This window comes from Sorangium sp. So ce836 (assembly GCF_028553905.1).
GTDB lineage: Bacteria > Myxococcota_A > Polyangia > Polyangiales > Polyangiaceae > Sorangium > Sorangium cellulosum_D.
On record NZ_CP102233.1, the window covers coordinates 5,216,057 to 5,240,325 of the forward strand.

At 73.1% G+C, this 24,269-nt stretch carries 16 protein-coding genes and 1 pseudogene; 7 read left to right on the plus strand and 10 right to left on the minus strand.

The genetic code is table 11. The features are described 5' to 3' along the window. Window positions 1-8: 8 nt before the first annotated feature. Window positions 9-1,241 carry a lipin/Ned1/Smp2 family protein gene (locus tag NQZ70_RS18990; protein ID WP_207217884.1) on the minus strand — a complete coding sequence of 411 codons (1,233 nt, stop codon included), beginning with the start codon at window positions 1,239-1,241 and terminating at the stop codon, window positions 9-11. Window positions 1,242-1,392: 151 nt separating this feature from the next. On the opposite strand from NQZ70_RS18990, the gene NQZ70_RS18995 reads away from it, so the two are divergent. The 3 genes from NQZ70_RS18995 (at window position 1,393) to NQZ70_RS19005 (ending at window position 5,830) form a co-directional block, all read left to right on the plus strand. Beyond that, window positions 1,393-2,049, plus strand: coding sequence for a hypothetical protein (locus tag NQZ70_RS18995; protein ID WP_020735607.1), 657 nt, complete (start codon window positions 1,393-1,395; stop codon window positions 2,047-2,049). Between the two features lie 44 nt (window positions 2,050-2,093). Continuing rightward, window positions 2,094-4,262: a serine/threonine-protein kinase gene (locus NQZ70_RS19000; RefSeq protein WP_129575475.1), complete on the plus strand. Its 2,169-nt coding sequence runs from the start codon at window positions 2,094-2,096 to the stop codon at window positions 4,260-4,262. Between the two features lie 77 nt (window positions 4,263-4,339). Continuing rightward, complete coding sequence (locus tag NQZ70_RS19005; RefSeq protein WP_129575476.1) at window positions 4,340-5,830, plus strand: tetratricopeptide repeat protein; 1,491 nt, start codon at window positions 4,340-4,342, stop codon at window positions 5,828-5,830. A 24-nt stretch (window positions 5,831-5,854) separates the two neighbouring features. On the opposite strand, the gene NQZ70_RS19010 is transcribed toward NQZ70_RS19005, so the two are convergent. From NQZ70_RS19010 to NQZ70_RS19020, 3 genes are all read right to left on the minus strand, one after another. Further along, window positions 5,855-6,577 carry a hypothetical protein gene (locus NQZ70_RS19010; RefSeq protein WP_207217885.1) on the minus strand — a complete coding sequence of 241 codons (723 nt, stop codon included), beginning with the start codon at window positions 6,575-6,577 and terminating at the stop codon, window positions 5,855-5,857. Window positions 6,578-6,691: 114 nt separating this feature from the next. After that, the gene (locus NQZ70_RS19015) at window positions 6,692-8,044 is read right to left on the minus strand and encodes an NAD(P)/FAD-dependent oxidoreductase (protein WP_207217886.1); all 1,353 of its coding nucleotides are present in this window, start codon (window positions 8,042-8,044) and stop codon (window positions 6,692-6,694) included. Window positions 8,045-8,262: 218 nt separating this feature from the next. Beyond that, window positions 8,263-8,769, minus strand: a complete 507-nt coding sequence (locus NQZ70_RS19020; RefSeq protein WP_129575477.1) for a DUF2505 domain-containing protein — start codon at window positions 8,767-8,769, stop codon at window positions 8,263-8,265. Between the two features lie 307 nt (window positions 8,770-9,076). Between NQZ70_RS19020 and NQZ70_RS19025 the strand changes: the two genes are divergently transcribed. Next, window positions 9,077-9,634 (plus strand): response regulator, encoded by a 558-nt coding sequence (locus tag NQZ70_RS19025; protein ID WP_237245428.1) that lies wholly within the window; start codon window positions 9,077-9,079, stop codon window positions 9,632-9,634. Between the two features lie 71 nt (window positions 9,635-9,705). Here the strand turns inward: NQZ70_RS19025 and NQZ70_RS19030 are convergent, their stop codons facing one another. The 4 genes and pseudogenes from NQZ70_RS19030 to NQZ70_RS19045 form a co-directional block, all read right to left on the minus strand. After that, window positions 9,706-10,590: a hypothetical protein gene (locus NQZ70_RS19030; RefSeq protein ID WP_272828749.1), complete on the minus strand. Its 885-nt coding sequence runs from the start codon at window positions 10,588-10,590 to the stop codon at window positions 9,706-9,708. A gap of 505 nt (window positions 10,591-11,095) precedes the next feature. After that, window positions 11,096-11,917 (minus strand): annotated as a pseudogene (locus NQZ70_RS53390) (serine/threonine protein kinase); the annotation flags it as partial. 70 nt (window positions 11,918-11,987) lie between these two features. Further along, window positions 11,988-13,364 (minus strand): pyridoxal phosphate-dependent aminotransferase, encoded by a 1,377-nt coding sequence (locus tag NQZ70_RS19040; RefSeq protein ID WP_207217887.1) that lies wholly within the window; start codon window positions 13,362-13,364, stop codon window positions 11,988-11,990. Window positions 13,365-13,444: 80 nt separating this feature from the next. Continuing rightward, window positions 13,445-15,265: a hypothetical protein gene (locus NQZ70_RS19045; protein WP_129575479.1), complete on the minus strand. Its 1,821-nt coding sequence runs from the start codon at window positions 15,263-15,265 to the stop codon at window positions 13,445-13,447. Window positions 15,266-15,835: 570 nt separating this feature from the next. Here NQZ70_RS19045 and NQZ70_RS19050 point away from each other — a divergent pair. The 3 genes from NQZ70_RS19050 to NQZ70_RS19060 all read left to right on the plus strand — a co-directional run bounded on the left by NQZ70_RS19050 (window position 15,836) and on the right by NQZ70_RS19060 (window position 18,849). Then, window positions 15,836-16,336, plus strand: a complete 501-nt coding sequence (locus NQZ70_RS19050; RefSeq protein ID WP_129575480.1) for a hypothetical protein — start codon at window positions 15,836-15,838, stop codon at window positions 16,334-16,336. 980 nt (window positions 16,337-17,316) lie between these two features. Next, the gene (locus NQZ70_RS19055; RefSeq protein ID WP_165374040.1) at window positions 17,317-17,880 is read left to right on the plus strand and encodes a hypothetical protein; all 564 of its coding nucleotides are present in this window, start codon (window positions 17,317-17,319) and stop codon (window positions 17,878-17,880) included. A 54-nt stretch (window positions 17,881-17,934) separates the two neighbouring features. Further along, the gene (locus tag NQZ70_RS19060; RefSeq protein ID WP_129581442.1) at window positions 17,935-18,849 is read left to right on the plus strand and encodes an isoaspartyl peptidase/L-asparaginase; all 915 of its coding nucleotides are present in this window, start codon (window positions 17,935-17,937) and stop codon (window positions 18,847-18,849) included. A 190-nt stretch (window positions 18,850-19,039) separates the two neighbouring features. Here the strand turns inward: NQZ70_RS19060 and NQZ70_RS19065 are convergent, their stop codons facing one another. Both NQZ70_RS19065 and NQZ70_RS19070 read right to left on the minus strand, forming a co-directional pair. After that, the gene (locus tag NQZ70_RS19065; protein ID WP_129575482.1) at window positions 19,040-22,219 is read right to left on the minus strand and encodes a kelch repeat-containing protein; all 3,180 of its coding nucleotides are present in this window, start codon (window positions 22,217-22,219) and stop codon (window positions 19,040-19,042) included. Window positions 22,220-22,266: 47 nt separating this feature from the next. Next, window positions 22,267-24,096, minus strand: coding sequence for a PEGA domain-containing protein (locus tag NQZ70_RS19070; RefSeq protein WP_129575483.1), 1,830 nt, complete (start codon window positions 24,094-24,096; stop codon window positions 22,267-22,269). Window positions 24,097-24,269 lie beyond the last annotated feature (173 nt).

Sequence of the window (24,269 nt, forward strand, 5' to 3'; positions counted from 1 at the left end):
GCGCCGGATCAGTCGCAGAGGCTGGGGACCTCGTCGATCTCGGCGAGCAGCGCGCCGTAGTCGTCGATGCGCCTGCCTCCGAGGAGGTCGTCGTCGAACCGGTAGAACACGCGCCGCGTGAGGGGCATGACGCCCGCGTTGTGGTAGGCCTCCGCGTCGGTCTCCGTGTTGCCGAACGCCCACGCGGGCACCATTTCCCTCCGCTCGAAGAGCTGCTGCAGCTCCGCCGTCTTGTACCTCGCTGCGGCATCGCCTATCGCGCCGGTCAGGCCGAGCGTGGTGTGCACGACGCCGGGCGGGAAGCCGTAGGCGTCGAGGAAATCGCGGGTGCGCTGGACGAGCCACTCCGGTCGCGCGGTCAGGTACATCGGGCGGTAGCCCTTCTCCACGAGCCGGTGGAACGCCGCCGCGGCGTGCGGGTGCGCGTCGGGCAGCCGGCCGAGCAGGAGCGAGGTGAACTCCTCCGTCTCCGTGCCGGTCAGCGTCCCGTCGACGTCGCTCACGAACATCGGAGCGCCGTGGGGGACGACCTCGATGAAGAGGTCGGCGCTCGACAGGTCGCCGCGGACGACCATGTGGATCCGGTGCCTGCCCACGCCGAGCCGCTGCGCCGCTGGGATCTGGAAGTAGACGCGACCGCCGGCGTCGCTCACGCCCTCGACCTCGGGGTGCGTCGAGTCCGCTTCCGTCGTGGTCGCCGAGCCGAGGCGCTCCCACGCGCCGCCGCAGCCGCGGAGCAGGTAGATGTCGACCCGCTCGCCCTTCAGATCCTTGTCGGTGATCCCGTAGGCGAACTTGCCGATGATCCACTGCGGATCATCCGGGGTCAGGAAGAGATCGCGCCCGCGGTGGTTGGGGCTCCCAGCTCCGGCGATGATGTACGAAGACACGTGATCCCATGCGAGCTCCTCGCCCGGATCCGGCGGCTCGGCATCGCACCGCGGAGGCGGATCGCACAGGGGGCCCGGCAGCCCGCCGCCGCTCGATGAACCGCCGCCACCGCCGCTCGCGAGGTCGCCGCCGCGACCACCCTGGCCATCGTCGCCCCCGCCGTCGCCGCCGCCCTCGCCGTCGTCGCCGCCGCCCTCACCGTCGTCGCCGCCGCCCTCACCGTCGTCGCCGCCGCCCTGGCCATCGCCGCCGCCCTCGCTCGAGGAGCCGCCCGGCGGCTCGTCGCTCGGCGTCCACCCGAGCGTCGCGTCGGCCGATCCGCAGCCGATCGCGAGCGCTGTTGTCGCCATGACAAGAAGGATCTTGGTCTGCATCGCGCCCGAGTGTGACCGAGTCGGCCCCGTTAGAACAGCGGCCTCTCCGGCCGTCGGTGCCCCGCGGCGGATCGCGCTCGCCCCTTGCGCGCGGGGCTGACTCCGGGCAATCGTAGCTGCCCCAACGATGCCAAAGCCCAACCCGAAGGTGCTGCTCCGCCACGCCGGTGACTACCTCAAGGCTCACCCCGAGGAGATCGTGAGGGCGCTGCGCGGCGCGCTGGGCCTGCGCTTCGGCGTCCCGATCGATGCGCTGCGCTATCTGGCACGGGAGCTCAGCGGCGGAAAGCGCGCGCCCAAGGACATCGTGATCGAGGCCGCGCCCCCCGGCCTGCGCCTCGCGCTCACCGTGAAGGCCATGGGCGCGCCGATCCGGGCCTCGTTCGCCGTCTACGCCGAGGAGCTCGACGTGCGCGCGGACGCCATCCGGGTCGGCCTGCGGATCGCCGACCTCAAGCTCCACGTGATGGGCGACGAGAGCTCGCCGATCGCCGGGCTTATCAACTCGGGGGCGATCGATCTCAACAAGCCCGGCAACCTCGTCTCCTTCATCCCCAACCGGCCCGCCGCGCTGATCGACGGCAAGGACGACAGGATCACCCTGGATCTGCTCAAGATTCCCGCCGTGGGCGGCAATCCGACGGTCGCGCGGGCGCTGCGCATCTGCGCGCCGGTGCTCGGTGTTCGTGCGCTGAAGACCAAGGATGACCACCTGGACGTGCACCTCAAGGCAACCCCCTCCGGGGTCCCCGCCGCCATCGCCGCGGCGCGCGCCGGCGTCTGAGGCCCTTTCCGGTCGGGGTTGTCGCCCGCTAGACTTCACCGTGCATGTCTCGGCTCCCCGAGCCCGCGCCGGCTGCGCTCTCGCTTCAGTTCCTTGCAGAGATCGCGTCCGGAGCGACCACCCGCGTTGATCTCTGCAGGTCGGTAGGTCCGCACCGGCCAGGGGAGCTGCTCGCCGTGAAGCGGCTGCACCCGCACTACGCCGGGGACACGACGGTGGCCACCCGGTTCTTCGACGAGGTGCGCACGACCGCGGCGCTCAAGCACCCGAACGTCGTCGAGGTCGCCGGCTGGGGGACCGACGAGCAGGGCTCGTATTTCGCCGTCGAGCTCGTGCAGGGCGTGAGCCTCGCGCGGCTCATGAAGACCGTCTTCGACACGGGCGAGGTCTTCTCCGAGCGGCTCGTCGTCTACATCGGCGCGACGCTCTGCCGCGGGCTCGGCGCGGCGCACGAGCTCCGCGCGCCGAGCGGCGAGCTGCTCAACCTCGTGCACCGCGATCTCACGCCGGGCAACGTGCTCGTCGGGTTCCAGGGCGAGGTGAAGATCGCCGACTTCGGGCTCGCCAAATCGTCGCTCCGCGTGATGACCACGGCCGTCGGGGCGCGCCGGCGCGTGACGACGTACATGGCGCCGGAGCAGGCCCGCGGCGGCCCCGCCGACAGGCGCTCCGACCTGTTCTCGCTCGGCGTCGTGCTGTTCGAGCTCTTCTCGGGCAAGCACCCGTGGCCGTCGTCGAGCGACTACGAGCTCCTGCGCAACATGACGACGCAGCCCGCGGCCGACCTGCGGGAGCTCCGGCCGAAGATCGACAAGGAGCTCGTGGCGATCGTCATGGGCTGTCTCGAGCGGGACCCGGCCTCGCGCTTCCAGAGCGCGGACGAGATCTTCGCGCGGCTCGAGGGCTGGCTGCGCAGCCACGGGTACCTCGAGGGGAACGAGGAGGCGCTCGGCCGGTTCGTGCGGCGCAACGCGATGAGGCAGATGCGCTGGTTCGAGCGCGCCGTCTCCGGCGGCTTCGCCGGGATGGCCAAGGCGCCGCGCCCCTCCCTCTCGGCCGCGACGGCGATCCCGCGCCGGCCCGCCGCCGCGCGGGACCGGCTCCGCCCGAACGGCGCGGCGCTCGGCCGCGAGGACGACCCGACCGACATCGAGGCGCGCGACGGCGTCACGCCCTCGCCGCTCACGGCGATCCCCGGCTCGCGCGAGACGGACACGGCGTTCGGCAGCTCGCGGCGGCGCGGGGCGCTGCCCTCCGAGACGGCCGACGAGAAGACCGTCGTCGTCGGGAGCAACGGCCGCGGGCGCGGCGATCCGGCGTCCAGCAGCTCGAGCGGCGGGCGGCAGCGCGGCAGCCTGCCCTCGTACGGCTCCATCACCGCGCAGGACGCCGAGCCGCGCCCGATGTCCGGGGCGACGCCGACGTACGCCGAGCCGCCCCCCTCGATCACCGCCGCGGCCGCGTTCTCCGTGGAGCACGACGCCGGGGCCGCGCCTGCGGCACGCGGCGCGCCGGAGGGCGCGAGGCAGCTCCACGCCGAGGTCGACCGGCTCACGACCGAGGCGATCCGGTTCCGCGAGGAGGCGCGCTTCGCCGTGGCGCAGGCCGAGCGCAAGCTGGCGCTGGCCAAGGTGGCGGCGCACATCTCCGAGGTGGCCGCCGACGCGCTGCGCCTCTCCACGAGCGCCGGCGCAGAGGGCGCGTCGCGCCGCCTCGACGAGGCGCTCGCGCTCGAGCGGGCGATGCACAAGGCGATGTCGGCGCCGCTCACGCTCGCGCCCGAGGCGACCGCGCTGCCGGTCGCGTGGGGCAACGAGCTGCAAGCCATCCTCGCCCAGCTCGGCCTCGATCACCTCGCGTCCCCCGCGGCGCCGCGGCCCCCGGACCTCGGCGCGCCCCCTCTCGGGCTCGCTGCGGCGCCCCTCGACGCCGTCGCGGCGCCGGCCGTCGCGCCGCCCGCGGTCGCGGCCTCGCCGCTCGCGACGGCGGCCAGCGCGAGCGGCGGCGCTGCGGGCGCGCCGGCCGCTCCCGTCGCCGTCTCGGGCGGCGCGTCCGGCCCTGACACGCCGCCGAACCCGCCGAGCTCCGTGGAGGCGGTCGCGTTCCAGGCCAGCCTCCGGCCGATGCTCCTCGGGGTGCCGCGCGCGCTCGCCCTCGCGGTCGCCGCGGCGGCCTTCATGGCGTTCGTGCTGCTGGCCTGGCTCTACTCCTGACGCGCCTCTTGCGCGGGCGCGCTGCGCCGAGACGTCGCTTGATCCCGGCGGGGCACGGCGGCTACCGTCCTAGGATCATGAGCGAGCAAAGCGACTGGGTGCTGATCGGCCTCGACGAGAACACGGCGCGCCGGCAGGGGATCCCCGCGCGCATGCCGGTGCCCCGGGGCGAGTTCGAGGGGCTCGCCGACAAAGGGCTCAGCATCGACGCCGCCCGCAAGTGGATCAAGGACTTTCTCACGAGCTCCGAGGCCGGCAAGAGCGGCGTCTGGCGCAAGCAGAACAGCGCGCTCGTCTCGCAGCTCGAGGCCTTCCTCGACAAGGCGCCGGTCTGGGAGCGCGCGCAGAAGGCCTTCGGCGAGCGCGACTACGAGAAGGCGATCTCGGCGCTCAAGCGCATCGTCACCATGGACCCCGACGACCACGCCGCGCGGCTGAACCTCGCCTCGGCGCAGGCCAACATGGGCGACCACCCCGCGGCGCTGAAGAGCTTCCAGGCGATCCGGAAGACGTTCCAGGGGGACGCCGACTACCACGTGGCGGTCGGGCAGGTGCACCTGGCGATGCAGAAGAAGGACGCCGCCCTCGACGAGATGGTGCTCGCGCTCGAGGCGAAGCCCGACTGCCAGCCGGCGCTCGACGCGATGGTGCAGCTCGGGGTCCTCGTGCCGATCTACGAGAACCCGCGCGACGCGGCCTCGCTCGTCTACGTGCGCTCCGACGCGGTGCTCGACTACCTGACCGGCCAGTGGGACTCGGCGCCGCGCGACAGCGCCTTCTACCTCGAGCAGCTCGCCTACCACGAGCGCGAGCTCCGCCATGACGTCGCGCTGGGCGCCGCCGACCGCGCCGTCGCCGTCGCGGGCGAGGGCGACCGCGTCGAGCGGGCGCACCTCGCGCGGATCGCCGCCCTGCGCGCGCTCGGGCGCACCGACGAGGCGCTCGCCGCGGCCGAGGCGTTCGTGAAGACGGCGCCGTCGTCGTCGGGCGCGTGGGTCGAGCTCGCGAAATGTCTCTCCAAGGCCGGCCGCGGCGACGAGGCGCCCGCCGCGATCGAGCGCGCGCTCGAGAGCGACCCCGGCGATCTCGCCGCCCTCTCGCTCCGGTTCTGGCCGAGCGACCCCGCCGACATCCAGAAGGTCAACGCGGCGCTCCCCGCGCTCGCCGCCTTCGTCGCCGCGCACCCCGAGAGCGCGGGCGCGCGCCGCTCGCTCGCCCGCGCCGAGCTCGTCGCGGGCCGGATCGACGACGCGCTCGCCGGCTTCGCCGCGGCCGTCGCGCTCGCGCCCGGGGACGACGACCTCCGGGCCGAGTACTGGAGCGAGCTCGGAAAGCAGCAGCGGTACGAGGAGATCATCGCCGACGCCGCGAAGCTCTCGGATCTCGCGAAGCGCGACTGGAAGCTGCGCTGGAACGAGGCCGAGGCCTACGCCGCCCTCGGCAAGAACATCGAGGCGCGCGCCGCGTTCTCGGCCATCAACTTCGACGAGTCGCTGCACGTCGACGTGCGCCGCCGCGCCAAGCGCGCCGTCAAGACGATGGACGAGACGCCGCCGGTCGCGACGTGACGCCGGGGCGCCGGCGGCGCGCGCTCAGAGCGAGCCGGAGACGCCGAGCCCGAGCGTGTCGCCGGTGACGATCGGCTTCACGGAGAGGGAGACGTCGTTGCGGACGAGCTTCGTCTCCGGCGCGGCGAGGCCGCCGATGAACATGGCGACGCCGGCGGCCTGGGCCAGCCCGTCGACCATGAGGACGAAGACCCCGCCGCCCTTCGCGTCGGCGGTGCCGATCGTGATGAAGGGCCCGGCGACGGGGATGTAGAGCGGGATGTAGCTCTCTCCGGTGCCGCCGCTCGCGCGATCCGCGCTCTCGGCGACGAGCCCGACCATGGCCGAGAGGAGGTACGTGACGCCGAACGTCACGGCGCCGCCGATGACCAGGCCGCGGCGCGCCCTCTCCTCGACGTGGTAGCCCTCGGGGACGGCCTGTCCCTCCTCGTAGTTCATGATCCGCGGGCCGACCGCATACCCGGTGGGGGTCTGGCCGTATCCGGGCGGCGGGGCGTATCCAGGAGGGGGGGCGTACCCGGGCGGCGGGTAATAGCCGGGCTGCTGCCCGTAGGGGGCAGGTGCGCCGTACGGCGGGGGGGCGCCATAGGGCGCGGCCTGCGGCTGCGCGCCGGCAGGGTCGGCTGCGTCCGCCGACTGCGCGAAGGCGGCGGGGGCGCCGAGCAGGAGTGCGGCGAGGGATGCTGCGCTGGCGAGGAGGGCTCGCGAGGGGTGCGCGGAGGCGCCCTGTCCGGGATGGATGTCCATGGTCTACGACGCTAACGCAGCTCGCGCGCAAAGGTCCAGACGCGCGCAGGACGCCGCCCTTCGGCGCGCGCTCTCGGGCGGAGCGGGCCGCGCGGCGGCGCGTCGGGGCGCCGCCTAGGCGCGCGTGCGCGCGTGCTCCAGCGGCTGGGCCCCGAGCGCGCCGGCGTCCCGGCGCGGCTCGAGCGCCGGCGCGGGGTGATCCTCGACGAGCCGCGGGGTCTCTCCCGTGATCAGCCGCGAGGCGCGCTCGTAGGTCAGGTAGGACAGGGCCCACGAGAACAGCACCAGGAACCGGCTGCGGAAGCCGATGAGGAACAGGACGTGGACGAAGAGCCACGCGAGCCACGCCAGGAACCCGGAGAGCTTCACCTTGCCGAAGTCGGCGACCGCGGCGGCCCGCCCGATCGTCGCCATCGAGCCCTTGTCGCGGTACCGGAACGGCAGCCGCGGCTGCCCCCGCACGGCGCGCGCGATGTTGCGCGCGGCGTGGCGCCCTTCCTGGATCGCCGCCGGCGCCACGCCTGGCACCGGCGTCCCGTCCTCCTGCTTCAGCGACGCGAGGTCGCCGATGACGTAGATGTCCTCGTGGCCGGGCACGGTCAGGTCCGGCTCCACCAGCACGCGCCCTGCCCGGTCGAGCGGCACCCCGAGGCTCCGGGCGAGGGGCGAGGCGGCCACGCCGGCCCCCCAGAGCACGGTCTTGGCCTCGATCCGCTGGTCGCCGATCGACACCCCGTCCTCGTCGATCCCGGTGACGAGGCAACGCGTCCGCACCTCCACGTTGAGCCCCGCGAGCTGCGCGTGCGCCTTCTCGCCGAGCTCGGGGACGTACGACGGCAGCACCTGCCCGGCGCCCTCGACGACGACGATGCGCGCGTCGCGCGGGTTGATGTGCCGGAACTCGCGCACGAGCGTGTGCCGCGCGAGCTCCGAGAGCGCCCCGGCGAGCTCCACGCCGGTCGGGCCCGCGCCGACCACCACGAACGTCATCCAGGCCTTCCGCCGCGCCGGATCGGGCTCGCGCTCGGCCGCCTCGAAGGCGAGGAGGACGCGCCGCCGTATCTCCAGCGCATCGTCGACGGTCTTCAGCCCGGGCGCGAACGGCGCCCACTCGTCGTGCCCGAAATAGGAGTGCGACGCCCCGGCGGCCACGATCAGCTTGTCGTAGCCGAGCTCGCCGTCCTCGAAGATCACCCGCTTGCGCGCCGGATCGATCGCCGTCACCTCGGCGAGGAGCACGCTCGTGTTCTTCTGCTTGCGGAGCACGCGCCGGATGGGCGCGGCGATGTCGCTCGCGTTCAGGCCCGCGGTCGCGACCTGATACAGGAGGGGCTGGAACGTGTGATGGTTCCGCCGGTCGATCACGGTCACCCGCACCGGCTCGCGCCGGAGCGCCTGCGCCGCGTAGAGACCGCCGAAGCCGGCACCGATGATGACCACGTGCACCATGCCGTGGCCCTGGTTCATGTAAGCTGCCTCAGCAAGATACACTACAGAAGATCGCACGCTTTGACCCTGGACGTGCAGGTCGCGTGTTCACCCAGGCGCGGGGTGGGCGGAGAGGGCGGCCGCTCGCGGGCATCGCTCGCCGGCGGCGCCTGCGTCTGGCTGCCTGGCGGCGACAGCGGGCTGCGGCGGACCGGCCGGCGCCTGGGCGGCTCGTTCGGCGCGTCAGGCGCGAGGAGCTAGATCGCTCTGCCCTGAGCGATCCACTTGTTCATGAAGACGGCGCTCTCTTCCCACCCCTGCCGCAGCTCCTTTTCAGCGCTGCTCTCGAGCAGGCCGCCGACACCGAACACCTTCGCTTCGATGACGAGCTCGGCGATCCGACGCACCTTGTTGTCGCCGATCGCCTCGACGCGCACCGTGCCCTCGTTGCGCATCTTGTCGGCCAGGGTGCTTGGCGTCAGCTTGAAGGTCCACACCTTGGTGGCCTTGTTCAGCTTGCCTTCCTCGGTATAGCGGAAGCCGGAGCCGAGCAGCTTCTCCACCGGACCGGGCAAATTCATCTTCGGCTTCCCGGCCGACCTCCGGACGATCTCCGTCTCCGTCTCGACCTGCTCCGTGATGGTGTACTCGGGAAATCCGAGCTCCTTCCGGTAAAGCTCCTCGTTGAAGGTCTTGTCCAGGAACAGCTTCCAAAAGGTGTCGACGTTGCAGTTGATCTCGTTCGTGATGGTGAACTTGCCCATGGATCGTTCCTTTGCGGTGCGGGTGAGGTCTTCCTCCGCGTCTACCGCAGCCCGTCCGTGGCGTCCACGCCTCGCCCGAGGCCATGGAGCCCTGGATCTGGGATGACGGTGTGTCCGTCTTGGCCGTGCGCACGTCGCGCCCGCGGCTCCGCGCGCGAGCACGGCCGAGCGCTTTCATGAGGATGCGCGCGGCGGACGCGCGAATCACACCCGCGGCGCGAGGCGTTGTGGACGCTCGCGCCGCGCGGTGCGGAGATCGGGCCGCGGGCTTCCGGCGCTTCCGTATCCGTGCAAACATCTTCATGCTGTGACGTGCATCCTCGTCATCGACGACGACACCGCGATCCGAGGCATGTTTGCCCGCGCGCTCCGCCCGCTCGGCGACGTCGAGGAGGCGAACGGCGGGGCGCCGGCGCTGCGGCGGCTCGCCGCGCGCAAATTCGATCTCGTGGTGCTCGACCTGCACATGCCGGGGGTCGACGGCTTCAGCGTGCTCGAGTCGCTCTCGGCCAAGGGGGCGCTGAACCGGGACACGCCCGTCTTCGTCGTCACCGCCGATGAGTCGCAGCAGGCCCGCATCCGCGCGCTCCGGCGGCACGCGATCTTCCTGCTCTCGAAGCCGGTGAACCTCGCAATGCTTGTGTCGCTCGCGGAGTCGTCCCTGAAGAAAGCCGCGTCCCGCGCGACGCCGATCCCCGACAAGCCTGCGTCCCGCGCGACGCCGATCCCCGACAAGCCTGCGTCCCGCGCGACGCCGATCCCCGACAAGCCTGCGTCCCGCGCGACGCCGATCCCCGACAAGCCTGCGTCCCGCGCGACGCCGATCCCCGAGAGGCCGCAGGCCGACAAGCCGAAGAAGGACTGAGCGCGCCCGCCGCGGCGAAGGGCGCGTACGCGGCGCTGGCGAAGGCCAGAGCCGCGCCCGGTCGGGCGGCGTTACCGTGGCGCCAGGTCGAGGGGGGGCGGCGAGGCCGGCCCAGGCGGCCGCGGCGGAGGCTGCGTGGGGCGGGGCGGGGTCGAACGCCATGCAGGCTGCGCCGGAGGCTGCTGCACGGCCGACCCGGTGACGGGCGGCGATGGCAACGGCCCCGGGGCGCGCGGCACGGGAACGACCGGAGGCGACGGGTACGGCGTCCCCGGCGCGGGCGCGGCGCCGCCGGGCCCATACGCCGGCTGCCCGCTCGGGAACGGCGCGGCGGCGTCGGCAGGGGCCGCGGCGTCGGCAGGGGCCGCGGCGTCGGCAGGGGCCGCGGCGTCGGCGACCGCGTCGGCCGGGGCGGCGGCCAGCTCGGCCGCCTCGGTCGGGGCGGCGGCGTCGGCGATGGCGCCGCTCACCGGCGTCACGGCCGGCGCAGGCGCAGCCGCCGCCGCCTCCGGCGCCGCCGTCGCGCCGGCAGAGGGGTCGGGCGGAGCCAGCGCCGGCCCGGACGCGCTGGGGCGCGCGAAGGGCAGCGTCAGCGAACCGAGCCGCAGGCCGCCGGAGCGCTGGACCAGCAGGAACGCCGCCGCCGCGAGGCCCAGGACGATCAGCGTCAGCAGCGCCACGCGGACGAACCAGCCCCCCTTCGCCGGAGCCGGGCGCGGTCGCTGCTCGGGCATCGACGCGGCCGCGCCCGCAGGCCCGCTCGCGTGCGCCGGACCCGCGTGCGCCGCCGGGCGGCCCGAAGGCACCGGCGGCGGACCCAGCGGCAGCGGCGAGAGCCCCGCGGCGAACTCGAGCGGCGAGCTCGTCGCGTCCGGGTGCGACTTGCGGGTCGCGTCCGGGTTCGACTTGCGCGTCGGATCGGGGTTCGACCGGCGCGAGCTGGCCGGACCCGACATGCGCGAGCTGGCCGGACCCGACATGCGCGAGCTCGCGGGCCCCGACATGCGCGAGCTCGCGGGCCCCGACATGCGCGAGCTCGCGGGCCCCGACATGCGCGAGCTCGCGGCCCGACATGCGCGAGCTCGCGGGGCCGGCGGACGGCGGCGCCGCGTCGGCCGCGTCCTCCGACGCCTCCGGCCCGTCCTGCAGGATCGGCAGCATGGAGATGCGCCGGAGCATCACCTCGGTCGCGTCCTCCGGGCGCGCGGCCTGCGGCTTGTGCGGGTGGGCGCGCTCGGCGAGGATGCGGTCGAGCTCGTCGATCGCCTGGTCGATCCGCTCCTTGCGCGCCTCCGCGACCCCGGGGAGCAGGTCGCGGACGAGCTGGCCCACCTGCTTGTCGCCGTAGCTCTCGCCGACCGCGAGGCTCACCTGCTCGAGATCGCGGCGCAGCTCCGCGGCCGTCTGGTACCGGTCGTTCGGGTTCTTGGCGAGCGCCCGCATGATGATGCGATCGAGCTCCGGGTGGACCTCGGGCATGATCTCGCGCGGCGGCTGCGGGTTGCGGTTGGCGATCTGCTGCATCGCCTCGAGCGGGCCCTTGCCGCGGAACGGCGTGTGGCCCGTCACGAGCAGGTAGAGCAGCACGCCCATGGAGAAGAGATCGCTCCGGCGGTCGAGCGCCCCGCCCATCACCTGCTCGGGCGAGAAATACCCCGTCTTGCCCTTGATCGCGCCGACGCGGCTGATCTGCGCGCGCGCCCGCGTCTTCGCGACGCCGAAGTCGACGACCTTGACCATGCCGTCGAACGTCACCATCACGTTCTCCGGCGTGACGTCGCGGTGGATGAGGTTGAGCAGCTCCCCCGTGTCGTCGCGGACCTCGTGCGCCGCGTGCAGGCCGGCGCACGCGTCGATCATCACGTGGAGCACCCAGCCGAGCGGCAGGAGCGCGCGCTTCGCCTTCTGGTTCGAGAAGATCTTCGCGATCGGGGCGCCGTCGATCCACTCCATGGCGAGGTACGGCCGATCGCGGACCTCGCCGTACGCCAGGATGTGCACCACGTTCGGGTGGAGGATGCGCGACGCGGTGCACGCCTCGTCGAGGAACATCGCGCGCGCGTCGTCGTCCCCCCGCATCGCGTCCGACAGCAGCTTGACGGCGACGATCTGGACGGTGCCGTTGGGGCGCCTGAGCCGCGCGGCCCAAACGGCGGCCATGCCGCCCACGGCCGCAGGAAATAGCAGCTCGTAGGGGCCGATCGTATCGCCCGGCTGGAAGTTACCGGGGTCGTCGTCGTTCCAATCACTCCACGGATCTTTGGCCACGCGCTCCCCCACCATGTCGGAAGACGTGCAGCGCGACAAGACCTGGCGCTCGGCCCCGCCTCACCGCTCCGCTGCGCCGCCGGTGTCAGGCCCGGCGACGCTCGCCTACCATGCGCTCGAGCCGCCCGAGCGCCCGGACGAGGACGTCCTCGCTCGGGCCGAACGAAAAGCGGACGTGGTGACGGAACCGTGACGGCCGCCCCGCCCGGCGCTTGCCCGGGTTGACGTCGAAGAACTCGCCCGGCACGACGATGACCCGCTCCCCGAGCGCCGCCCGGAAGAAGCCGTGGCCGTCCGACAGCCCCGGCGGCAGGTCGGCGACCGAGCCCCAGACGTAGAACGTGCCCTCGGGCGCCGCGTCGACGGTAACGCCGATCTTGCGCAGCCCGTCCAGCATGAGCTCGCGTTTCCGCGAGAACGCGCGGTGGATGGCCGTCGTCTCGGCGCGGGTGTGCTCGATGGTGAGCAGCTCTGCCGCGGCACGCTGCATCGGCTTCGAGCCGCCGCCGTCGAGGAAGCTGCCGGCGCTCGCCACCGCCTCGATGACCTCGCGGGGCCCCAGGGTCCAGGTGACGCGCCAGCCGGGGTAGCGCCAGTTCTTCGTCAGGCCGTCGAAGATCACCACCGGATCGCGGTCGACCTCCTCGACGTACCGCGCGGCGCTCTCCATCGGGGCGACGTCGCCCATGCCGTAGACGTAGTGCGAGTAGAACTCGTCGAGCAGGAGCGCGCAATCGAGCTCCTTCGCGGTGCGCACCCACGCGGCGAGCTCCTCGCCGCGCACGTGCTTCCCGGTCGGGTTGCAGGGGTTCGACGCGAGGATCGCGCTCAGGCCGCGGCCGAGGATCTCGCGGCGGAGGTCGCCGACCGAGAACGAGTAGCCCCGCTCGCCCTCGAGCAGGATCGGGATCGGCGAGAACAGCCGGAAGACGTCGAGCAGCTCCTCGTACGCGGTGTAGTCGGGCAGGAAGTGGCCGAGGTTGATCTGCCCGAGCGCCGCCGCGGCGCGGGTGAGGGCGATGCGGCCGCCGCCCGACACGGCGACGTTCTCGGCCGTGTAGCGCGACGGCATGCCCCGCCGGTACGCGCGGTTGTACAGCGACGCGATCGCCTCGCGCAGCTCCCACAGGCCCGCCACCGGCGCGTACTCCTGGTCGTCGCCGGCGATCGCCACGGCCGCGCAGCGCTCGGGCGCGCCCGGGAGCGGGCCGGTCTCCGGCTGGCCTTGCCCGAGGTTGCACCAGCCGTCGGCCCCCTCGGCGCCCGGTTTGAACCCGAGGCGCGCTGCCTCGGTCGTCACGTAGATGACGCCGGTCCGCGGGACCTTCCGGAAGGCGTGGACCGCCCGCTCTTCGACGCGCCGGGGCGGCGCGGGGACCGGCGCACCGGGGTCGCTCGGACGACCCTCGTCTCCGTGGAGGTCGCCAGGCTCTTCAGGATGCTCTCGCTCTACGTCCGTCATCGTTCGATCATCGTTCGATTCCCGGCGTCTCCGGGCGTGGTTGGGGGCGATGTCGAGGGAAAGCGCGGCGGGGCGGCGCCTCAGGCCTGCTGGCCCGCCGGCTTCGCGTCGTCGGCGATCGCCGGCTCGTGCCGCCGCGCCCACGGCACCGGCTTCCCCGAGAAGAGGCAGAGCAGGTAATAGCAGAAGGCGAGTGAGACCGCGGTGAGCGCCGTGTATTTATCGTCGTTATAGTAGAACGTGATCCAGATGAACTGGCTGAGGGCGGCCAGGCCGAACAGGGGCACCTCGATCTGCCGTTTCAGCCGGGTGAGCGGCGCGCTCAGGATCATGAAGGAATAATAATAACAGGTGAGCTGCGAGAGCAGAATGACGAAGATCTGCGCCAGGCACTGGGCCACCCACAGCGAGCGGATCCGTCGGCACACGTAGACGAAGCCCGCGAAGCTGGCGGCGATGATCCCGTAGGCGATCCACCGGTATTTCGCGTAGCGCTCGTTGCGCATCCGCTTCCAGACCTCGAACGGATCGACGAGCTTCGTGTCCTTCGTGTACTTCATCCGACCGGACTCGACGCCGGTCCCGGGCTTGTGGGCGACGAGCACGCGGAGGCCCATGTGGTTCGTCAGCGGCGTCTGGTCGTGCACCTTGAGGGTGTGCTCGTAGAACTGCCTGTACGAGTCCTTGCCGGAGACCTTGAGGCTCACCGGGATGAGCACGGCCGCGGCGAGGACGCCGCCGATCAGGACCTGCACGTGCGACCGGGCCATCCGCTTGTGGCGGGCGAGGTAAATCCCGGCGACGGTCAGCCAGCCGATCACGGGCAGGCCCGGGAAGATGCGCAGGAGGCCGGCGTACACCATGCTCGCGCCCGCGAGCTTGTAGTAGCGCTTGCGGATGAGGCAGGCCGAGAGGACGAGGTAGAAGAGCCAGTCCTGCCGGAGGAACGCGCCGCCGGTCCAGTAGAACGGCGCCGACGACTGGCAGCCCCAGAAGATCGCCGCGACGGCGAAGACCCGCCACCCGAAGGCCCAGTAGAGGGCGGCGAACATGCCGAGCAGGTAGAAAATATCGAAGCTGGCGAGGAACTGGAGGTAGCGGGTGCTGGCCGGCTGCAGGTCCGCCCAGAATTTGCCCATGATCGTCCAGACCGGCGGCGGGTTGTAGCCGTGGTCCTTCTGCATGTCCTCCCAGTAGCCCTTGTCGGAGGCCGTCCGGAAGAACTGCACGTCGGCCTTGAACGCCTCCCAGCGCTCGGGGGAGAAGTGCGCCTTGCAGATCTCGGGTTTGTCGAGCACCTCGCTCGCCGGCATGAGGAGGTTGTCGCCGCCGAGGTTCCGGATCTTCTTGTCCGGGTGGCGGACCTCCTTGGACATGTCGAGCTTGACGGGCCGCCCGGTGTCCTCGTTCGTGTACGTGACGAGCCCGAGCTCGTCCTGCGCGATCAGCGCGCACTTGTAGAGGCCGTCGTACCCCATCTCGGGGAAGTACTTGGCCCCCATGTAGTAATGGAACTGATCCCAGCGGTGGTAGTACTTGGGATAGCCGAAGCGGAAGCCGTTGAAGTAGGCGATGATGGCGGCGACCCCGAGCGCCACGCCGACGAACCGCTTCCAGCGCTCCGCGACCGGCCGGCGCATCCCCTCGCGCTGCGTCTCGTAGAAGACGCAGAACGCGGCGCCCATCGCGATCAGCACCTTCGCGAGGTCCACCGCGCGGGCGTGCTCGTCGATGTACCGCTGCAGGCCATAGAAGAACAGCGCGACGCCCGCGGCGACCGTGCCGTACCGCGCGAGCAAGCGAAGGCGCGGCGGGGCGAAGGAGTTGAGCGCGTACGCGGCGCCGAAGTAGGCGCAGAACGCGGCGACGATCTCGATGATTTCTTGTGACGTGAGCTTCATGGCCTGCGGTTCGGGATCGGGATCGAGGTGACGTGGGGGCGCGCCGGCGGGCCCCTGCGCCGGCCTGCCGCGGCAGCGCGCCCGGCGGCGAGCGCTGCTGCCGCCGCCCCGACCCGCCGCTGCGGGCCAGAGCCCGTCGGCCGGGGCGACGCCGTAGGTGCAGAACGCACCCCGTCCCGGACGGGCTCCACGGGGGAGGCGGGCGCCACCTTAGCCGAAATCCAAGGAGTGTGGCGTTCTCGTTGTGGGGACCGTGGACGCGGCGGAAAGCGCAGGAAACCGACGGGAAGCATGGGAAGCGCGAGAAGCTTGGGCGGCGAACGGAACAGATCGGAAGCGACGGAAGGCGGCGGAAGGCGGCGGAAGGTGACAGAAGGCGACGGGAGAGGACGGAAGGAGACGGAAGGAGACGGAAGGCAACGGAAGGAGACGGAAGGCGACGGGAGAGGACGGAAGCGCCGAGCGCACCCAAGGGCCGCGTGTGACCTGGGCGGAGCCTTGTCGGTTCGACGTGCTGCGCAATTGAGCGGGCTTCCTCCGCCGAGCGGAGCTCGTGTATCGTCTCCCTTCGTGTCGAACGACAGTTTCTCTTCCGCTTCTTCGGGGGGCTCCGAGCGAGAGGGGGCTCGTGGCCCGTACGGCTTCCTCGTCCGGGTCGACGGTGCGCCGCCGCTCTGGTGCCGGGAGGTGCGGGGCTTCCACCGCGCCGCCGTGGCCGCGGCCGATCCCGAAGCGATGCCCCCCGCACAGCTCGTGCTCGTCGGCCTCGACGAGGCGACGCGCGCGTGGCTCGCGTCGTGGGCCGAGGACAGCGAGCGCGTGAGGCGCACGATGACGATCCGCAGGCTGCTCGACGACCGGGAAGCCACCGCGGTCGTGACGCTGGCGTCCTACGGCTACGGCGTCGAGACGGCGCTCGCCGTCGAGTCGGTCGTGGTGCCGGCGGGCGAGGGGCCGGCGGCCATCCTGCGCAGCGGCGTGCACACGAAGGAAGAGATCGACGCGATGCTCGCGGTCCTCGCCACGGCGCTGCCCGAGGCCGAGGAGCCGAGCTGGTTCGTGCACGTGTAGCCGGCGCGCGCAAGCGTCGACGAGCGCCGGCGGAGCTCGCCGCGCCGAGGTCCGCCGCGGCCGTGCTCGCCGCGGTTCCGCTCCGCGGCCGCGGACACGCTCCGTCGGAGGCGCTCCCGTCCTCGGGCGCGCTGCGCCCGTTGCGCGCCGCGCATGCCGCCGAGCGCGCGTCGTCCCGTCGGGCCGCTTCGAGCGCGGCGCGCTGCGTGCCCGCGCGGCAGGGCTGCGTGCGTGCGCGGCAGGGCGGAGCGCGGGAGGGCGGAGCGCGGGAGGGCGGAGCGCGGGAGGGCGGGAATGCATGGAAGCGAGTTGCTTTCGATGTTTCGGTGCGTGAGCCCCTTGCTCGCCTGAACAGCGGTGATAGGCTGGTCCTCGGCCTCGGACGGAGCATCAGCTCCAGGATGGTCCTGCCGTGGAGCACCACGGTGCTGAGGTCGACACCAGATCGGCGGGCTCTCCGCTGATCCGCAATCGAACACCCTTGCCATGCCGGACGATCTCTTTCGATCCGGCGCGGGGTGCCGGCACGCCGGAGGAGGGATGGACACCATGCACAGTACCAGTGGCTCTTCTATACCGGAGGCTGGGAACAGCTGACCCTCGTGGAGCGTGACGCAGGGCCATCGGGGCCTTGCGAGACGCCTCCGCGCTCGGCCAGGTCCGGTGCCTAACAACCTGTTGACCGCCATCGCGACCTCCGCGAGGCCGGCAGAGAGGGAATCGGGGAAGACTCAGGTCTTCCGGGAACGATTCTCACCGGTGCTCCGGGGTCGATCGCTCGTCGCGATGGGACAGGGGAGGCGCCGCACAGGCGGGATCAAGCGGGGTCCAGACGGCCTCCGGTAGAGGCCCACGGGACGGGTCGGGTGCAAGCGAAGCACCCGACCCGTTTTTTCTTTCCATTTCCCGCGAGCTTGCCCGCGAGGTTGCCTGCGAGCGCCTTTTTTGCCTGCGCCGCGCCCGTCTGGTACGCGGCGGCGATGCGGATGCTGCTGCTCGCGTCGCTCTTGTCGGTGATGCCTGGGCTCCCGGCGTGCGTCGAGGCCTTCGGCGACCAGGCGGCGTCTGGTCCGGGGACCGCGCTCGGCACGTTCCACGTGGTCGGGACGCAGACGGGGAACACGTGCGGGGAAGGGGCGCTCGGGGCGACGCGCCTGTGGGAGTTCGATGTCGAGCTCGCGCGCGGCGACGGCGCGCTGTTCTGGGACAACGGCGCCAGCGTCATCGAGGGCGTCCTCGGCGAGGACCAGGTGAGCTTCTCGATCGAGGGGCGCGTGGTCGTGGACATGCGCGCCGGCGACGGGCCGCCGGGGCCGCCGTGCTCCGTCGAGCGGCGCGACCGGGCGCACGGGGAGCTGGGCGACGCGGGCGACGACGTCGCGCGGTTCAAGGCGAGGCTGTCCTATACGTTCGCGCCCACGGCGGGATCGCGCTGCGAGGATCTCGTGGCCGGCGAGCTCAGCGTCGCGCCGGTGTTCGCGGCGCTGCCGTGCGGGATGGACTACGAGCTTGCCGCCAAGAGGAGCGGGCCCCCGCTCGAGTGAGCGGGGTGGGCGTGGACCTCGGGGCGCGCGCCGCGGTAGGGTGCCGCGAGCGTGATGCACGTCATCCATCAACTGGGCGGGCGCGGGGGGCAGCGCTGCATCGTGGTCCACGGCGGCGCGGGCGACGTCGCCCCCGAGCGGCGGCCGCTGCACGCGGCGGGGTGTCTCCTCGCCGCGCGCGCGGGTGCGCGCGCGCTGGCCGAGGGCGGGAGCGCGCTCGACGCGGTCGAGCGCGCGGTGCGCGTCCTCGAGGACGATCCGCTCTTCAACGCGGGCACGGGGGCGGTCCTCAACGAGGAGGGCCACGTCGAGCTCGACGCGTCGATCATGGAGGGCCGCGGGCTGCGCGCCGGCGCGGTCTGCGCGCTGTCGGATTTCGCCGAGCCGATCGCGATCGCGCGCGCGGCGCTGGAGGACGGCCGGCACGTGCTCTACGCCGCGCACGGCGCCGCGAAGTTCGCGCGGATGAAGGGGTTCGTGCCCGTGGGCGAGGCGGCGCTCATCACCGAGGCCGCGCGGGAGGCGCTCGCCGCGGCCCAGCAGGGCGCGCGCCGCGCGACCTCCTGGGCGGGGAGCACCGTCGGCGCGGTCGCGCGGGACGCGAGCGGGCTCACCGCCGCGGCGACGAGCACCGGCGGCACGGCGAACAAGCGGGTCGGGCGGGTCGGAGACTCGCCGCTCATCGGGGCCGGGACGTACGCAGACGACGATGCCGGCGCGGTGTCGACGACCGGCTACGGCGAGGGGATGATCCGGCTGGTGACCGCGCACTCCGCCGTGGAGCGGATGCGCGCTGGCAGCAGCGCCGCCGACGCGGCGAGGGAGATCATCGCGCACCTGGCCGCGCGGCTCGACGTGACGGGGGGCGTCATCGCCGTCGACCGGAACGGGCGGTTCGGGCTGGCGCGATCGACGGCGACGATGTCGTGGGCGGCGGCGGGGGATTGGGGGGAGGAAAGCGGTGTGTGAGGTGGCTTTATAAGGGCTCTCTGCTCAATCTAGACTTGAGTGGTTTCAGCTGGGGCTGATACGCCGTCCTTCGTCAATCGTCTTCCGTCCTTCGTGCGCGCGGACTCCGGCGAATCGCGCACGTGCACGCGCACGAAGGACGAGCACGAGAGACGAGGGACCGGCCTCCGGCGCAGCGTCGCCGAGGCCGTCACCTGCGGCGCCGGCGCAGCGCCGCGGAGGCGGCGGCGAGCGTCAGCAGGCCGAGCTCCGCCGGCACGCGGCCCGCCGGCTCCGCGGCCGTCGCGATGGCGAGGTGGCAGCCGCCCTTGTCGAGATAGCTGGTGCTCTGCGGCGGCAGGACGCACTCTCCGCCGGCGTCGCAGACGAAGCCGTCAGCACAATCGTGGACCGACCGGCAGGGCTTCGTTTGCTCCCCGGTCTGCGGCGAGCAGGCGAAGGGCAGGTAGTCGGGGTGCAGCGACGTGCATACGCCGTCGGCGGAGGCGCCCCGGAGCGCCGAGCACGCTTCGCAGAGATAGACGTCGCAGACCCGTTCGCAGCAGACGCCGTCGGTGCAGTGGCCGCTGTGGCACTCGACGTCCGCCGCGCAGGGGCTGCCGTCTGGCATCGGGCGGAAGACGGAGACGCTGTCGAGCACGCCTTCATCGAGGCCGCCAGCCACGAGGACCCGGCCATCGTTCAGCCGCGTGGCGGTGTGCCAGTACCGTCCCATGGGCAGCGGCTCGAGAGGGAGCCACGTCCCGGAGGACGGGTCGAACACCTCGACGGGCTGCAGCGCAGAGCCCTGCATGTCGGCGCCGCCCACGACGAGCACCCGCCCGTCCGACAGCAGCGTGGCGGTGTGCGCGATGCGGCCGGCGTGCATGGCCCCGAGCGGCATCCACCTGCCGGAGTCCGGGATGAACACCTCGGCGCTGTCGAGCGCGCCCGCCGCGTCGACTCCGCCGGCGACGAGGACCCGGCCGTCCTTCAGCCGCGTCGCCGTGTGCCGCGCACGCGCAGCCATCATGGGCCCGAGGGGCAGCCACGCGCCTGTGGCCGGGTCGAACACCTCGGCGCCGTGGAGCACTCCCTCAGGGCCAGACCCGCCGGCGACGAGCACCTGCCCGTTCGGCAGCAGCGTCGCCGTGTGCGCATATCGCGGCTCGCGCATGGGCGCGACGAGCACCCACGTCTCTGAAGCCGGGTCGAACAGCTCGGCGCTGTCCAGAATTCTTCCCTCATCGCGGCCGCCGGCGACGAGCACCTTGCCATCGTCCAGCAGCGTCGCCGTGTGCTGGTCCCTTGCGGTGTGCATGGGGCCGACGACGCGCCATGTGCCGGAGTCCGGGTCGAACAGCTCGGCGTGGCTCAGCGACCGCGTCTCGCCCGATGATGCGTCGAGGTCCTCATCACCGCCGGCGACGAGCACCCGCCCGTCCTGCAGCAACGTCGCCGTGTGCGAGCCCCGGGCCTGGCCCATGAGGCCGACGACGCGCCATGTGCCGGAGTCCGGGTCGAGCACCTCGGCGCTGTCGAGGAACCGCCCACGGCTCGCCCCGCCACCGATGGCGTCACCGCCGGCGACGAGCACCCGCCCGTCCGGCAGCAGCGTCGCCGTATGCGAGTACCGGGCCGTGCGCAAGGGGTCGAGGGACCGCCACAGGCCGGCGTCCGGGTCGAGCAGCTCGGCGTCGTCGATCGCTGCACGCAAGGAGCCGTCGGCATCGCGCTCCGAGCCGCCGGCGACGAGCACCTGCCCATCCGACAGCAGCGTCGCGGTGTGCTCGGCCCGGGACCGCTGCATGGACTGGAGCGATAGCCACTTGCCCGCCCCCGGGTCGAACACCTCGGCCCCGTCGAGCGAGCCTCCGGGACCGCCGCCGCCGGTCACGAGCACCCGCCCGTCCGGCAGCAGCGTCGCGGCATGATCGCGCCGGGCGGCGGCCATGCTCCTGACGGCGAGCCATGTCCTCGACGTGGGGTCGAACAGCTCGGCGCTGTCGAGCGCGCCGTCAGGACCCACACCCCCGGCGACGAGGACCCGCCCGTTCGGCAGCAGCGTTGCCGTATGGGCCGCGCGGGCGGTGAGCATGGGAGGCAGCGCGGACCACGCGCCCACGGCCGGGTCGAACAGCTCGGCGCTGTCGAGCGCGCCGTCAGGACCCACACCCCCGGCGACGAGGACCCGTCCGTCCGGCAGCAGCGTCGCCGTGGGGCCCGTGCGGGCGGCGAGCATGGGAGGCAGCGCGGACCACGCGCCAGATTCCGGGTCGAACAGCTCGGCGCTGTCGAGCGCGCCGTCAGGACCCTCGCCGCCGGCGACGAGGACCCGCCCACCCTGCAGCAGCGTCGCCGTGTGATCGGCGCGGGCAGCGCTCATGGGTTTTCCGGTGGACCATCGGCCTCCCTGGCCGGAGGTCGGGTCAAACACCCCGGTGCTGTCGAGCGCGCCCACACCGGCGTAGCCGCCGACGACGAGGACCCGCCCGTCCGGCAACAGCGTGGCCGTGTGATTGGCGCGCGTGGTGTTCGTCGAGCCGTGGATCGACCATCGGCCGGAGGCCGGGTCGAAGATCTCGGCGCTGTCGCTCGCGTCCACGAGACGATAGCCGCCGCCGACGACGAGGACCCGCCCGTCCGGCAGCAGCGTGGCCGTGTGCCTGTAGTGGGGGGCGCTCATCTTCCCGCCGAGCCTCCACCGCGGATCCACCAGCACGGTCTCGCCCTCGGCCTCCACCCACAGCTCGATCCGCTCCCCCCGCGCGGTGAGCCGCGCGCCGACGGGCCTCCCCCCCGCCGCGTAGGCCTCGGGCGCCGTCACGCGGATCTGCGTCGCGCCGCGCGCGTCCGCCAGCTCCACGGCCTCGCCGTCCTGGCGCAGCGCGGCCCCGTCGACCTGCCAGGAGGCCACGGGCGCATCGCGCCGCACCGCGCGCGGCTCGAGCAGCAGCCACTCCTCGTAGCCGTCTTCGAGGGCGGTCCAGAACGACGCTCCGCCCGCCCGCGAATAGGTCACCGCGCCTTCCGCGAGCTCGCCGGCGCCCGTGGCGCCGAGCTCCCTCACCAGCGCCTCGGAGCCGTCCGACAGGAGGAAACGGACGACGCCGTCGCCGCCCCGCGGGAACCGGGAGCGCGGCCCGCCCTCACCGGCGCGGCCGGCGGGCACGTCGAGCGCGCGCGGGGCCTCGAACCCGTCGTCCGCCAGGGCGAAGGCAAAGGGACCTCGAAGGATGGCGTCGGCCTGCTCGGGGAACTGCCGCCTGAGGAAGCGCGCGTCCATCGGATCGGCCACCTCGCTGCAGCCGAGCAACAGGGCCAGCGTCACGATCCAGAAGAACGCCAGCGTCCACAGGCCAGGTCGCCGCGTCGAACCAGCAATGGGCATATCGAATCCCTCTGTCCTTGTCTGCAGGGCCCGCACGAGCGCCCCTGTCAGTGGAATTCGTAACGGGCGCCGATCCCGGGCGCGACCGCGATGAGCACGGGGCCGGCGAGCCTCTCGACCAGAAACGCGCCGCGGCCGTCCTCCCCCGCGGGCACGGCCTGCCCCGCGTCCCACGCGGGCCGCTCCACGTCGACGAGCACGGGAACGGCGATGCCCGCGGTCAGCTGGAGCTGCCGGCCGATCGGCAGGCCGATCCGCACCTCGGGGGTCACGTGGAAGAAGAGCGCCGGGTGCTTCTGGGCGAAGAGGTCGAGCTCGTACATCGTCCCGCCGCTCGCCCGGAACGCGCCGTTCGTGCGCTCGTCGACGAGCGCGCCGGTCATGGTCCCGACGCCGAGGCGGAAGTGCAGCGGGAGGCGCTCGCTCAGCGGCAGCGCGAAGCTGATCCAGCCGCCGATGAGCGCGCTGCGCAGCGCCAGCCGATCGTCGACCGTGCCCCGATTGGGCGGCAGGCCGATCGGGATCACCTCCGTGGCGCGGCCGTCGAGGCGCTGCGACAGCGCGAGGTAGCCGGCGCTGACGCCGAACCCGAACCCCTCGCCGACCTCGTAACCCGCGTGGAGCACGGCGGAGCTGCCGATCCCGAGCGCCGCCTCGCAGGCGCCGATGCACGTGCCCGCGACCTCGCCGCCGAAGCTGGGCGCGAGCACGGCGCCCGTCACGACCTCGACGACGAACCGCGTCGGGCGCGCGGGCCGGCGCCAGAAGGGCGAGCTCGGGTCGCGATCCAGCGTCACGCTCGCGACCTCGGTCTGGTCGCGCGCGAGGACCACGCGGCGCGACTCCGCCAGGAACCCGGGCGCGGCGACCTCCACCCGGTGCGCGCCCGCGCGCAGCCGCCCTTCCCAGACGCCGCGGCCCACGGTCACGCCGTCGATCGCCACGCTGGCGTTCACCGGCACCGGCTCGACGCGCAGCGACGCGGCGAGCTCCTCGGCCGAGAGCGTCAGCGGCACGGTCTCGTCGGCCTCGACGTCGACCTGCACCGGCGGCGAGCCGAGGCGGCCCGCGCCGCGCAGCGCCACCGTGTGCTCGCCGGGCGCGAGCAGCCCCTCCCAGGGCGCCATGGCCATGACGCTGCCGTCCACCACGACCTCGAGCGGCCGGCCCTCCCGCTCCATCACCCGCAGGCGCCCCATGCGCGCGAGCGGCCGGAGCCGCGCCCTCACGCGCACGAGCCGGTCGCCCGCGACCTCGATGCGCTGCTCGAACGGCTCGAACCCCTCCTTGAACACGCGCACCCAGTGGCTGCCGGAGGTGAGCCGGAGCGGCCCGGGGAGCGGGGCTTCCCCGCGATGCCGCCCGTCGATCGCGATGAGCGCGCCCGGCTCGGCCCCGTCGACCTCGAGGATGCCGACCAGCTGGCGCAGCTCGTCGAGCTGGAGCTGCGCCGCCTCCTTCGCGGCGGCGGGCAGCCGGTGGCTGAAGCTGCGCAGCAGCTCCTCGAACATCTCCAGCGCCTCGTCGTGGCGCCCGAGCTGCTTCAGGCACACCGCGGCGCCGGAGGTCGCGGCCCAGCTGGCGTAGAGCTGTCGTGCGGCGAGGTACTCGGCGAGCGCCCGGGACCACTCGCGCCGCTCGTAGAACGCCCGGGCCTTCACGAAGCGGTCGACCGCCATCTCCCGCGCCGATGGGACGGCGGGCGGCGCCGGCTCTGCCGCGGGCGGCGCCGGCTCTGCCGCGGGCGGCGCCGGCTCGGCGGGCGCGGCGATCGCCGCGTTCGCCACGGCGAGCAGGAGCCCCGCCGCGACGAGACAGCGGCGACGAGCGCGGACGTGGCGTTCGGGCTGGGCCCGGCGAGGAAGAAAGAGCGGCATCGCGGCAAGGATTCGGTTCGTGTCGTCCCGTCGAGCGAACGGCGAGGGGTGGTCGTGACGACCGGGATCTTCCTGCTGCGATGCGCGCCTGAGCAACGGCGTTCAGCGCAGCGGAGCGTCGGCGATCTGCGCGGCGCGCGGCGGGGAACGGGACGGCCGTGCTGCCGCACGTA